This is a genomic window from Chryseobacterium mucoviscidosis, from assembly GCF_002177115.1.
Classification (GTDB): domain Bacteria; phylum Bacteroidota; class Bacteroidia; order Flavobacteriales; family Weeksellaceae; genus Chryseobacterium; species Chryseobacterium mucoviscidosis.
Map to the genome: position 1 here is coordinate 133,983 of NZ_MVAG01000114.1, position 12,819 is coordinate 146,801.

The window sequence follows — 12,819 nt, forward strand, 5'->3', positions numbered from 1 at the left end:
GATTCCGGCTGCGACCTAACCCAGATTGCAGCATTTGTCTGAGCTCATTTATCTTTTCGGCGGCAGCTTCGCTGCCGCCGAAAAGATAAATAGCGAGTGCGGAAAGCTGGAAACAGCTTCTTAAAAATAAAGATCCTTCGACTGCTTCGCGCTCAGGATGACATCGCTAATACTAACTGTTCTAATAATCTAGTTTTTTTTGTTTTTTTTTAAAAAAGATTAGTAAAAAGCAAAAATAAGCAAAACGGTTAAAACCTTTGCTATACAAGGCTTTATAAAAAGAGTAGTCTTAGTTCGGAAGTCGGTGTCTGATAGGTTTGGGGCTTAAATTGACAAGGTTAGGTTACTAATTCGTTACCGATTGACAAAGGTAATGATATGGCTTAACTGATTATATTTCAGTCTTTTGCGCCCTTTTCTACATTCCCTTGTAACTCAATGTAATTTAATTTTAAACATTAAACATTTGAGTTATGGAGCAGACAAAAAAATCGACGTTCAAACTGCTTTTCTATTTGAAAAAGAACGAACTGAAAAAGAACGGTAATGCCCCGATTATGGCACGTATTACCATTGACGGAACCCCTAAGACTTTCGGAACAAAGTTAGAAATTGACCCCAATAATTGGGATTTGAAACACGGAAGAGTTCAGGGAAAAAGTGCGCAGGCACTAAGCATTAATAAAAAACTGGATAACATACGTGGGCGTATCGACAAGATTTATGAAGATATGCTGAAGCACGAGGGCTTTGCGACCGCCCAAAAAGTAAAGCTATCTTTTTTAGGTGTTGGTGTAATGGATGATGCAATACTTAAAGTCTTCAACGACCAAAATGAGGATTTTAAAAAACTGGTCGAAAAGGAAGAACGCTCACAAAGCACCTACAACAAGTATATCACAGTTTACAATCATCTTACCACGTTTATCAAAGAACGCTATCATCGTGATGATATGGCTTTCCGGGAATTGACTGCCGATTTTATCCGGGAGTTTGATTTTTACCTCCGGTACGATTTACAGTCTTCGCATAATACGGTTTGGGTGTACACGATGCCTTTATTAGCCGTTGTGGAACTGGCTATTAAAAAGGGCTTGATACGTGATAATCCGTTTCAGGATTATGAAATCAATATGGAAGAAACTGACCGGGGTTATATCCTTAAAGAAGATGTAGAAAAGCTGATGATGTGCGTACCACCGCACCCACGGTATGAACTGGTAAAAGACCTGTTTATTTTTAGTTGTTTTACCGGACTTGCTTATGCGGATATTAAAAAACTGACAAGGAACAATATTCAATCATTCTTTGACGGTCATCAATGGATTATCAGCAGGAGAAAGAAATCAGATATTGCTTCAAATGTTCGGTTAATGGAAATCCCTAAGCGTATCATTGAGAAGTATCAGGGTACGACAAGGAATGAATTTATCTTTCCGGTTCCGACTAATGCAACCTGCAATACGCACATAGGTAAACTGGTTGAAAAAGCAGAGATTATTACAGAACAAAAAGTAACCTTTCACACGGCAAGGCATACTTTCGGAACAATGTTTTTGACCGAGGGCGTACCGCTTGAAAGCCTTAGCAAAATGATGGGGCATAAAAACATTTCCACCACACAGATTTATGCTAAAATTACAAGCCAAAAAATCAGTAAGGATATGGATTTAGTTACCCCTAAATTCAAAGCAATGGAAGAAGCGTTTATGATGGCAATATAATCGGCTTTTATCTAATCACAATGAGCAGAACTTAACGGTTCTGCTTTTTTATGCCTATGCTTTTTGTGTAGGTAAAGCACATTTACTTTCCTCTATGCAATCCAACGCTGTAAAAGAGCTTATTACCTACTTCAGAAATAGAAAATTGAAAAACGAAACCTTTATCTAACGCTCCCTGCTATTCCATTTTTCAAATTTCTATTGCAGGCTATCATAGCCTGGTCATTAATGCCATAAAAATTTAGAACAGAAAATTTCCACAATCAACCGGTAAAAAGGCAGCTAAGTTATAGCGGGCAGCCACCGCACACACACACCAATAAAAAAAACGAATGAACGGTTTCCCCCTAAAGGAACCCCCATTAAATCATTTTTTTTCTTGGTCATCGCTGTTGCCCGCTTGGATTATCTGCTTTCTTTTTTCCGGTTTTTCTTTTGGAAAAATTTATGCGAAGCGGAGCAGAGCAAACCACAACGGGAAGCGGGAAACGAGAAAAGCGAGTGAGTAAATAACATTTTTTCAAACATCAAAATTTTAGCATTATGGCACACAACATCAATTTCAACGAGCAAACAGGACGTCATTCATTCTTCAGCGTTCAACAAAAAGCGTGGCACGGTTTGGGGCAAATCGTAGAGCAGTACCCAACAAGCGAGGAAGCAATAGTACACGCAGGTTTAGATTACGAGGTTATCAAATCCCCACTGTTTACACAGGGCAGAACAATGAACATAGGCGACAGCGGAGAACTAATTGAATCTAATGACATTTTAGTACCTAACAGTTTCGCAACACTCCGCACAGACACTAATAGACCGTTAGGCGTAGTAGGTAAAGACTACCATATCGTACAAAACCGTGAGGCGTTCAATTTCTTTGATGCTATTGTAGGCGGAGGCGATGGGATATTGTACGAAACCGCAGGAGCATTGGGCAACGGGGAACGCATTTTTATTACTGCCAAGCTGCCCGACTATATCCGAGTAGGCAAAGGCGACGATGTTACAGAAAAGTACATCTTCTTAACCACAAGCCACGACGGTAGCGGAAGTATTACCGCAGCATTTACCCCTATCCGTATCGTATGCCAAAACACCCTTAACGCATCATTGCGGAGTATGACCAATGTAGTGCGTATCAAACATACGTCAGGAGCAAAACAACGTATCGAGAACGCCCATAAGATTATGGGACTTGCCAATACTTTGAGCAACCAATTAGAGGGCATTTTTAACCAGTGGACAAAAGTACGAGTAACAGACCGTGAAGTAAGAAAGTTAATCCAGTTGGCACTATGCCCGAACAAAGAAACGCTTGACCTGCTGAAAAAAGGTGCGGAAGATGAGGTTTCCACCGTGTTCAGAAACACCGTAGATGATGCCTTTCAGTACGCTATGATAAGCGACACTCAACAAATGGAAACTACCAAAGGCACATTGTTCGGGGCTTATAATGCCGTTACAGGCTACTTTCAGAATGTACGCAATTATAGGGATAGCGAAGCCAAACTACAATCTATTGTAATGTGTGGTACAGCACAGCTAAAGACCCAAAAAGCCTTTGAACTGTGTACAGACTTTGCCTATTCAGGAGCAGAGATTTTAAACTTCAATTAATCATCTAAGGCGACTGCCTGCAAAGGTGGTCGCCTACTAAAAACAAAAGATATGAAAGCATTAGATAAAATGGATAGCCTCGATAAAGTGGGCTTATTATGCAAACTGTTTCCCGCAGAACTGGAGAACCTGCAAAACGCTATAAAAACGCAATGCGACTACTTTTTGCAAAATGAAACCGCCTTTCGTGAGGGTTGGTATCAAAAGGGATTTTTCACGGCTGAATTTTGGTACAGGCTTGTGCAGAATGCACAAAAAGGAACAGCCCAAAATGAACCTCTTTGGAAACGCCCGAACTGGTTTACAGACCATTTTTTTGACGGACACAATTCAATTTTCGCTATTCACTGCCTGATTGAATATACAGAGGATGCACAATGCAACCTTCAATTAAAACAGACGATACACCTGCTTTTCGGGACTGACAAATTTTTACAGATAACCTTAAACGATAAATAATTATGGCTAATTGGTGCAACAATACGGTTGTTTTTGAGGGAACATCCGAAGCAATCGAACAGATAACACAGCTATTCAAATCAATGGCTGAACAGGAACAGAAAGACGACTGCGGGCAATTACCCGATTTCGTACAGGACACTCACGGAGATTATTTCTACAATATCAGTCAGGACAATGAAAGTGCGGGCGTATTCCAGTATGAAACAAAATGGTCGCCAAATACGGAAGCCGTGAAGCAGATAGCCGAACATTTAAAAGTGGACTTTACACACGAGTATGAGGAATTAGGATGCTTAGTATATGGTCAGGCAATATTTGAAGACGGCATACTAACAAACACCTGCTTAGATAGTCAGGACTTTTGCAGCTATGATTTAGACGAGGACACAGACACGTACCATTTTGAGGGCAAGGAGTACGACAGCGAATGGGAAATACTCGACACCCTATTAGAACGTAAAATCGAAAATCAGTTAAACACCACTAAAATTTAGAACGATGAAACTATCAGATAAAGCGACAGCACATATTTTGGTTAAAGCCAATACTAACAGCGAATGGGATAATTGCGGGTTTGCAATTATCCACCTATCCGAAGAATGGAAAAAAGAACAGGAAAAACGGCTTGCACTGGTTAAGCCGTTAGAGGGCAATTCTTATTTCTGCTCAATGAACTACTATGATACGGCAGTAGATTTTTACAGTACAGGCGAAGACGATAACCCGAACATTGAAGAAATGCTAAACGGTAAGGAATGGGTATTCGTGGAGCTTGACGAGCAAGAGCAGGAAACGTTTACCGTTCCTGAAAACCGACTGGATTGTTTCAGGCTTGTATTGCGGGCAAACGGTACAGGCTACTATACAGCATACGGAAAGCATACGAGCGAAGAATTTTGGACGGAAGAGTTTTCATTAATCAAGTTAATTGCTTAATCAGAAAAATTCAGCACAATGAAAATCAGAGATAAAAACGGAAATTGGATTGAAGTTACTGACCTCAAAAAAGGTATTTGGCAAACTGGGTGGTACAAAGAATATCAGCATAACCCACCCGTTGAAAGCGATAAGGAAAGACAGGCATATTGGGCAGATATACACGAGAAATTATTAGCTTTAAAAGTAGGGTTAAATAACCCGAAAAATTAACAAACCGCCTGACCCGAAAAGTCGGGCGGCAAAAAGACAGATCCTTCCGATGGTCGGAACAGTCTTTTTGCATTGAATAGGTGTAACCCCTTTGTCAAAATGCAACCGCTCTGCACTTTCCCCATTTTACATTTTATCAAAATAGGTTACGATATTATTGTGTGGGATATTCAGTATCCCATTATTTGTTTTGTAATGACTTCTTTTCTTTCCACACAGCGACCAAAGAAAAGAAGCAAAAGAACGTCGCTTGGTTAATTTTGTCTTTTGTTTTTTTTGTAAGCTATCAAACAATTTCTAATTGATTAAATTTGAAATTTGTCAACAATTACAAATCGCTAAATCAAAGTAATGATAGAAACTGAAATTTCAATAACAGTAAACAGAAAGCCTGATATTAATTTAATAGAACAAAAAATTATCGAAAACAAATTTCAATTTCCAATTTACATACGAGAATATGAATTTAGTTATCAAATAAATTTCACGAGCGATTATGAAGAATGGGAATTGGATACAGCAATTCTCAATAGTTTCCCAGGATATGAATTTACTAAAAACCTTGAAAAAGGGCGAAAAGAAATAAGAATTCAAATAATGAGATACCAGTCTGAATTATCGACTGATGGTTGGGGAAGACAGATTGAAAATCCATTAAATGAAACGAAATATCTTGTAAAAACCTCAGCAAGCAAACCTGAAAAATTCAGCCCTAAAATCAAAGTTTTATTTGAAGACAAAGAGGAATATTACTTTATTAATATTGTGGATGGCATTAACAAAACCACCGATGAAAAAGGTTTTTTGTTGTTAGATGACTTCAAAACAAAAAATGAGGATGGCAATGCTGAAATTTTAAAAGATAAACTTTACAAATCTCCTCAAGAGGCTTTCCAATGGGGATTTTACAAAATATCTGATGTTGTAGAAAACGATTTTAACATATATCTTGAAAACAAAAAGAAAGAAATCAGAGAAATTCAAAAGCTACCTCGAAAAATCATCCGTGATTTTATAAATGCTTGTAATAGCTCCGATGAAAGTAATATTCTGAAACATCTTGACGAACAAATAATTTTTGAGAAACGTAAGAATTGGAAAACCATTTTTGAAGTCGAAGGAATTTCAAAATTCAAAGAATACCTTAGTTCTTCCGAACAAGAATTATGCGGCAAGGATTTTAAAATTAGGTCATCTTGGAATTTTAATTTGCCCAATGTCACTATTGGTGTAAAATATTTTCCTTCTTCAGTTGACAAAGGAAGTAAGTTCAATCTTAAATATGAACAAATGACAATTACATTAGATAATAATAAGATTGTCGGTATTATATATGAAATTTAATAAAATTTATCATTGAAATTCGGATACGAAAATGATTGCTAATAGTTACTTGGTCGCTACTTCAATGGCTTTTCTAAAATCATCTGCATCGCTGCCAATAAGCAGATAACCTGCAAAACCAATCTCTAAAATAGATTTTACTGTTTTTTCTGTATCAATATCGCTATGGGCAATCAGCTTAATGGTTGGATATTGCGTTCTTAATTTTTGAAGCTGCTCAAGCACATTCTTGTTGTAAAAATCAAGGTCTATAATACAAACTTTGGGAAGCTCTTTTAATGCTGATAATTGAGATAATCCGTCTTCAATGTTTTCCGAACGAAATAATACTTCAAGCCCTGAAGCAACGAGGTTATCACAGGTCAAATCCAAAATCGGACTGTTATCATTGATAAAGGCAAGAGTAATTCTTTGTTGTGCTGTACCAGTTTCCATATCATACCTTTTTTGTGTTGATGTAGCTCCGCACAAAAAAGAAGGCGCAGGCAAACTACACTTACCGACATTGAGGCACTGGTATACCCGACAACGAATAAGCGAGCGCCCACGCCTATGACGTGAGCGTTCCTACTTATCTGTCCCGTTGTCTTAAAAATTACCAGTTTTCAATGTGGGACTTAAAGCAAAAACACTTTAAGTATTTTCTATATTTTCGATAACAAAGATACTGAACTCTTTCCTTTTTGATAGCATATAATACAAAAAGGTTACGGTAAAACTGCTTTATGTGAAATATAATTCTGTTCCAGTATTGTCAGAATATCGCTTTCCTTGTAAATAATCTTACCGCCTATTTGTATATACGGCAGGATATTATCATCACGATATTGCTGTAAAGTCCGTTTGCTGATATGGAGCAACTTACACACATCTTCGCCCGAAAGGTATATTTCGCCGTTCATTACAGGGCGGTAGTTTTTCAATATGCTTTCGATACGGTTTCTTAGTTGCGTTATCATTTCCTGATGGACAATGATTTCTTCATTGTCATTCGTGAATAAATCCATTTTCGGTAGTATTGTACGGCTGTCCGGCTTCGAGCAAAGCCTGCACGTCCGAGCGTTTATAATAATTCTTACGGTTTAGTCGGGAATAGGGCAATAAGCCTTTGTCCTTGTAGGTCTGCAAAGTCCGTTTGGTTATGTTCATCATCAAACATACTTCTTGGTTATCGAGCCACTTCTCTTCTTTGAAAATAGGCGTGTATTTTCTCGTGGCATTTTCGGTCAGTTCCAAAAGTTCCCGTAGCCCATTATTCATTCCGTCCAATGCGGACTTTTGTATTGCGATAACTTCCATAATCTGCTCATTTTTTCTGTGGAAGTCGAATTTATAAAGGCTTGTAGTAGTGATAGGGAATGTTGCAGGGTTTGGCTTTGAGAGGTAGTGTTTGGCGGTTTACTTTTGCCATAAACAAAAAATCGGATAACCTTTTGGGTTATCCGATTTTACTACTATTTGGAAATACTTATTTAATTGTATGTCGCTTGGAATGTCCGTAATTTAGTTTTAAAGCCATTTTTCCAATTAGAATAATCTGTAACATCCTGGTCAATTTCTGTTTTAGTTGGTAATAGCGGAATTGTTGAAGTCCCTCCATCGTGTTCCGTCACGGAATATTTTCCGAATAAATTTAAAAGAAAGTCAACGTCTGTTTGCTCTGTGACGATATAGCTTGATAAATTACCCTTTTTTAAATGAATGTTTTTAGAAAACCGCTCGTAAGTTTTATTGGATAAAACTTCCTCAACAGAGCGTTCCAACAACATCCTAAATCTTTTTCTTGCAGAATCAAGTTTGGTTTCTCGTCCGTGTGCATCAGTTAATGCAAGAGCATCGTGCTCGGATAATATTCTTCGGATAGAATCAACTCTTTCTTGTACATTTTTAGCTAAATATGGAATTTCATCTGTAACAATACCACTTACCCCATTGTATTTGTCAATTCCTATTATCGCGCAATCCACTGACGTGATTGCTTTATGTGTATCTATAAGCAGGCGTAAAAATGATAAATCGTGAGTAAATACAACTATCTGTCGGTTTTGGGAAAGTTGAACAATTTTATCTGAAATTTTATCTCTATAATCCATATCTAATGACGTAACAGGGTCATCAAATATGATTGTGTTCAGACGATTTTCTATCGTGCATTCAGCTAAAAAATTAGACAAGGCAATAAGTTTTTGCTCACCTTCACTTAGAATTGAATTGATTGAATCATTGATACCGTTCAAACCGCATTTTTGAAATGTATTTCCTTGACTGGTTCTCGTTTTTGAAATCAAAACTTTACTTGCCAAATCACGATTAAAGAAATTAAGATGTGAAATAAACTCTTGGTGTTGCAAACTCACAGCTTGATTTTCCATTAACTCGCCAATTTTTCGTGAGATTGCAGTAGTCGTAAGTTGCGATTGACAATGACTTATCCAAGATTTGTATTTGTATTCATCGAAATATCGAAGAATTGTCGTCTTGTTGTTAAACAAAAATTCTTTAGCAGTTAGCTCACTAAGTTCAGCAACTAAAGCATTTCTATTTTGTACAAGTTGAGTGTTTTGTGCAATTTGAGAATCAATGTTCGGAATTATATTTGTTATCTCTGGGGTCAGAGATTGTAAATTGATGTTCAATTCACCACCATTTTGTAAAAATGAGATGATTGAATTTCTGAATGTGGAAACAGAATCAGAAAATTGAGTATAGTTCGTTCTGAAATCTGGTATAAACTGTTCTAATTCTGTCAGGTTTTCAATAGGCGGGATAACTAATGAATTGTATAAGTTATGTTTTTGTTGGATTGTAAGGTTAATTGCGTTTAATTGCGTTGAAACGTCATTCAAAACGAATTGATTGAATGTCGTCAATCTTTGTTGCGCTGCTTCATCAAGTTCCTGTTGGCACAACACGCATTTTTCCAATGAAATTAAAGAGGGAAAAGTTTGACCGTCTGACAGATTTGAACTATGAGCATAATTTTTTGCTGCTTCCCACAATGTTCGCCAAGGATTTGTACCAAACCCTTCCAACGAGTTTATATTTTGTAGTTCTGTAGTAGCAATTTGATACGCTTCGTTTACGCTTTCAAAAGTGGTTCTGTTTGCCCTTACTTCGTTTATTTTTTGTTCGTTGAATAACGATTCTATTTGTTGTAATTGTTGAATATAGTTACTGATTCGACCTTTTTGACTGTTTAAATTCGTAATATTTTGCTGGGGGTTTTGTGCTGTTATTAAGTTTGTAAGTTCTTGCTTTCTATCAATGTTTGTTTGAGTAAATTGGATATATGAATCAACGTTAGCTCGCTGTAAATTTTCTATCGTTCCATACCATTGTCCTGTGGAGGATTGAAGTAAATTTTGTGGCAACTCTGGTTTTTGTGTAATGTATGAGGCAACAGACAAACTAAATGCTTGCGAAATACTTCCAAAAGTTGAAACCAGCTTTTCTAAAACATCAATTCCAACAGGTTTATATTCTGTAGGATTTTCATTATTGATGTAAATATCTCCACAATCATTGTCAAAAAGAAAAATTGAATTAAGGATAGGGTTACTCGGACTATTTTCTGTCCAAGAAAAACTAATGTTTGAACCATTGTTTTCTACAACAAAATCAACTTGTTGTTGATTAGAGGATGGATTGAAAACATTCTTTTTTAGTGTAACGCTTGGATTTCGGCTCCAACAAAGCTTTCTCAAAATACGTGAGTAGCTTGATTTCCCCGAACCATTTCCGCCATAAACTACTGTCAAACCCGTATTGGAAAATTGTAAACCTCCTTGATTGTGTAAGGCACAAATATTAATCGGGTTGTTTAGGCTAATTAGTTTGGGATAACTTCCAATTGTCGCAGTTGTTGTTGGAATGTGAGTGCTGTCAAGCGGAATAGGGTTTAAAGCTATTGTATTGTCGCCGCATTCTTTTTTCACTAATTGAACAAGTTCATCAATATCGTTTTGTGTAAGTGTTGTTGATGTAACAAGTCTTCGTAAAGCATCTTGGACAAACGCTTGTCTGCCACCTTGTGACCAGTTTAAAATATCCTGATATATAGACATTATTTATATATTTAATTTATGTTGCGTCCCATATTACAGATAGTACATTTATTAACCTGCAAAAATAGTTAAATCACAAATTTAATTATGCTTTGTTATTGGGCTTGGCTGTTCATTTTTTACTTCCTCTTGTTGTTGTTTTTCCTTTTTCTCACGGGAATAAACCCAAAGCGACAATAACCCGAATATCATTAGTGCATAAGATATCCATTTACCAATCTTTTCAATCAATTTGATAAAAACCGAACTCTCATAAGATGAGAAACCCTCTGCTCCCATAGGGTTGCGTCTGTAAAACTTTCTCCGGTTAATCCAGTAACGAAGTCCCAAGCCTGCAACCAAAAATATTATTCCGCTAACCAATGATGCAACCATAACAAAAACACTTTATTTCTACTGTTTGAATTTACAAAAATATTTGTTTCAATCTGTAACGATGTGTATTAAATACGAAAACGGCTTACCTGTCAGATAAGCCGTTTTTTTTTATGAAATGACCTGTAATTTTTAATCACTACTATTAAACTGGAAAGTTATCTGTTTTTCATTTCCAAAACCATCCGAAATCCAAACATCAAAAGATTGTGATACGGTAGATGTTGAAGTGTAATACAACCGGAACTGCTCCGTTGGCAATTGATATAGGTCATTGGGCTGATACGGCGGTTCATTGTAGTATTGCAACGTTCCCTGCCCATCAAACTGGAAATAGCGAAGGAAATACTGCGTATTGCTGTAATTGCCTGTACGCTGTATGGTAATGCGTATTTCTACGGTCTGCCCGTTGGCAACATCTTTAGGCACTGGCATTACATTGACCTCAAAAGGAAAATTGTTCTGTATTTCGAGTTCATCATCTTTGTTGCAAGATACCAACGTAACCGAAGCTGTTAGGATTGTCAGGAATACATACAACGGCAGTAGCCCTGTTCTGAATTTATTGAATATTGCTATCATTGTTTTACGTTTTAAAAGTTAAACTTTAATCCCACACCTGCGGATGGACGGAACTGTTCCAGATCCGTCCCCCACAAAACTTTTGTACGCCCTTGTAGGACTAATACAAAACGGTCGGACAGGTAGGTTTCAAAAATGAGGCGACCGCCTGCTCCGTAGATAAAATTATCTTCGCTCAATATTTTCGCACCGTCGTACAGCATCGCTTCGCCCCGGTTGATGGCTTCGTAACCGACCACGCCCGTTACGGCGAAATTCAGCGTAATGTTCTTACGGGCATCTCCCAACAAAAAGAAGCTGTAACCGCCCTCTGTGGAATAGGTTTCCTGCGGTATGCGCAGGTCTTTGTAATCGTGGTACTGGTGGGTATATTCCAACGCCCAAAGCTGATAGTTACCATTCTTACCGTTTACCGTCATTGCTGCGCTGATGTAGTAATCATTGCCAATCTTATCATCGGACAATACACCTGCACTTATTTCCAATCCTTTCTGCTTCGGCAACATTCTTTGCGCCTGTGCAGCCGTGATGCCTATCAGGACAAACAGCACGGTATAGATATACTTTTTCATATTCTTGCTTTAAAGGGTTATTAAAATTTCAGGTGCATATCGTCAATCAAACGGGCTTTGATTAAATCGGAATTTTCGACGTGCAATGTTTGATGCCTGCCACCGTTTTTCTCGAAAATCTCAATCAGCAGTACCTTATCATCGGCAATGGTAAACTGGTCTAACAGGAACACATTTTGTTCGGTCGATTTTCCGGAAATACCGTCCAATGGCTTGTAAGTTCTCAAAGGAGTTAAAGGGCGTTCCTGGACTACGGTGCGTTTAGCTACCTTTTTATCCACTACTTTGAAATTGATGAAATCAATCTCGAAAGGAACATTGGCACGGTTTCTCAATTCAGTATGGAAATAGTATTTGCCGTTATGTATGTAAATCCCTTTTAGTATAAACTGAATGCCGAAACTCTTAGCACCGATATGCTTTACAATGCGTTTGTCTTTCTTGTAAATGGTTTCCAAAAGCAAGCCTGCCAGTGACGGCGAATTGTTGCCCAGTTCTTCAAAAAGCACATCGTTACCTTTGGCTTTATCCACCGCTTTTTGCATCGTGAGCAGGTCATAGCTCATTGCCTCCGGGTAGGAACTGTAATACACGTTGAAACTATAAAAACGTCCGTCATTCGTAATAACGGAAAAATTCGTTTCCGGCTCAAAGTCCCTTACAGATGCTTTTACACGCAACACGTTTTCCGCATCTTCGGCTTTCCCTGCAATAAGGTATTCGCTGCCCAAATCCACGTAACGAATGGCAGTCGGGAAAATCAGGTGCGAGGTTTTATCGTAGGTAACTTCCATACGGTACGGCTCTATCTTGCCCAATGCAAGTGGTGTTCTGATGCTGTCCTGTGCATTAGATTGTGCAGCAAAGCCGAGTATAAGGGCAATAGCCCAAAAGGTTTTTAAATGATTTTTCATTGTTTTATTTATTTGA

The 12,819-nt window shown here is 37.8% G+C and carries 15 protein-coding genes; 7 read left to right on the forward strand and 8 right to left on the reverse strand.

What is annotated here, in order from left to right; all coding sequences use genetic code 11:
* Positions 1-473: 473 nt before the first annotated feature.
* The 7 genes from B0E34_RS10220 (at position 474) to B0E34_RS10250 (ending at position 6,296) form a co-directional block, all read left to right on the forward strand.
* Positions 474-1,724: a site-specific integrase gene (locus tag B0E34_RS10220; RefSeq protein ID WP_084019022.1), complete on the forward strand. Its 1,251-nt coding sequence runs from the start codon at positions 474-476 to the stop codon at positions 1,722-1,724.
* Positions 1,725-2,267: 543 nt separating this feature from the next.
* Entirely contained in the window at positions 2,268-3,341 is a 1,074-nt protein-coding gene (locus B0E34_RS10225) for a DUF932 domain-containing protein (protein ID WP_087709222.1), read from the forward strand.
* Positions 3,342-3,392: 51 nt separating this feature from the next.
* Positions 3,393-3,800 carry a hypothetical protein gene (locus B0E34_RS10230; RefSeq protein ID WP_024566579.1) on the forward strand — a complete coding sequence of 136 codons (408 nt, stop codon included), beginning with the start codon at positions 3,393-3,395 and terminating at the stop codon, positions 3,798-3,800.
* Between the two features lie 2 nt (positions 3,801-3,802).
* Positions 3,803-4,297, forward strand: coding sequence for a DUF1281 family ferredoxin-like fold protein (locus B0E34_RS10235; RefSeq protein ID WP_087709224.1), 495 nt, complete (start codon positions 3,803-3,805; stop codon positions 4,295-4,297).
* Positions 4,298-4,301: 4 nt separating this feature from the next.
* The gene (locus B0E34_RS10240; protein WP_024566580.1) at positions 4,302-4,739 is read left to right on the forward strand and encodes a hypothetical protein; all 438 of its coding nucleotides are present in this window, start codon (positions 4,302-4,304) and stop codon (positions 4,737-4,739) included.
* A gap of 18 nt (positions 4,740-4,757) precedes the next feature.
* A complete protein-coding gene (locus tag B0E34_RS10245; RefSeq protein WP_024566581.1) occupies positions 4,758-4,952 on the forward strand; it encodes a hypothetical protein in 195 nt (64 codons plus the stop codon).
* 351 nt (positions 4,953-5,303) lie between these two features.
* Positions 5,304-6,296, forward strand: a complete 993-nt coding sequence (locus tag B0E34_RS10250; protein ID WP_024566582.1) for a hypothetical protein — start codon at positions 5,304-5,306, stop codon at positions 6,294-6,296.
* 45 nt (positions 6,297-6,341) lie between these two features.
* On the opposite strand, the gene B0E34_RS10255 is transcribed toward B0E34_RS10250, so the two are convergent.
* The 8 genes from B0E34_RS10255 to traN form a co-directional block, all read right to left on the reverse strand.
* Complete coding sequence (locus B0E34_RS10255; RefSeq protein ID WP_087709226.1) at positions 6,342-6,731, reverse strand: response regulator; 390 nt, start codon at positions 6,729-6,731, stop codon at positions 6,342-6,344.
* Between the two features lie 272 nt (positions 6,732-7,003).
* Complete coding sequence (locus B0E34_RS10260) at positions 7,004-7,255, reverse strand: helix-turn-helix domain-containing protein (protein WP_436835750.1); 252 nt, start codon at positions 7,253-7,255, stop codon at positions 7,004-7,006.
* A 28-nt stretch (positions 7,256-7,283) separates the two neighbouring features.
* The gene (locus B0E34_RS10265; protein WP_024566585.1) at positions 7,284-7,595 is read right to left on the reverse strand and encodes a helix-turn-helix domain-containing protein; all 312 of its coding nucleotides are present in this window, start codon (positions 7,593-7,595) and stop codon (positions 7,284-7,286) included.
* A 173-nt stretch (positions 7,596-7,768) separates the two neighbouring features.
* Positions 7,769-10,360 (reverse strand): AAA family ATPase, encoded by a 2,592-nt coding sequence (locus B0E34_RS10270; RefSeq protein ID WP_087709228.1) that lies wholly within the window; start codon positions 10,358-10,360, stop codon positions 7,769-7,771.
* Positions 10,361-10,441: 81 nt separating this feature from the next.
* Positions 10,442-10,735 (reverse strand): molybdenum ABC transporter permease, encoded by a 294-nt coding sequence (locus B0E34_RS10275; RefSeq protein WP_087709231.1) that lies wholly within the window; start codon positions 10,733-10,735, stop codon positions 10,442-10,444.
* Positions 10,736-10,867: 132 nt separating this feature from the next.
* Positions 10,868-11,317: a DUF3872 domain-containing protein gene (locus tag B0E34_RS10280; RefSeq protein WP_047095549.1), complete on the reverse strand. Its 450-nt coding sequence runs from the start codon at positions 11,315-11,317 to the stop codon at positions 10,868-10,870.
* Positions 11,318-11,328: 11 nt separating this feature from the next.
* Positions 11,329-11,889, reverse strand: a complete 561-nt coding sequence (locus B0E34_RS10285) for a conjugal transfer protein TraO (RefSeq protein WP_087709233.1) — start codon at positions 11,887-11,889, stop codon at positions 11,329-11,331.
* 20 nt (positions 11,890-11,909) lie between these two features.
* Positions 11,910-12,803: a conjugative transposon protein TraN gene (gene traN, locus B0E34_RS10290; protein WP_066436433.1), complete on the reverse strand. Its 894-nt coding sequence runs from the start codon at positions 12,801-12,803 to the stop codon at positions 11,910-11,912.
* Positions 12,804-12,819 lie beyond the last annotated feature (16 nt).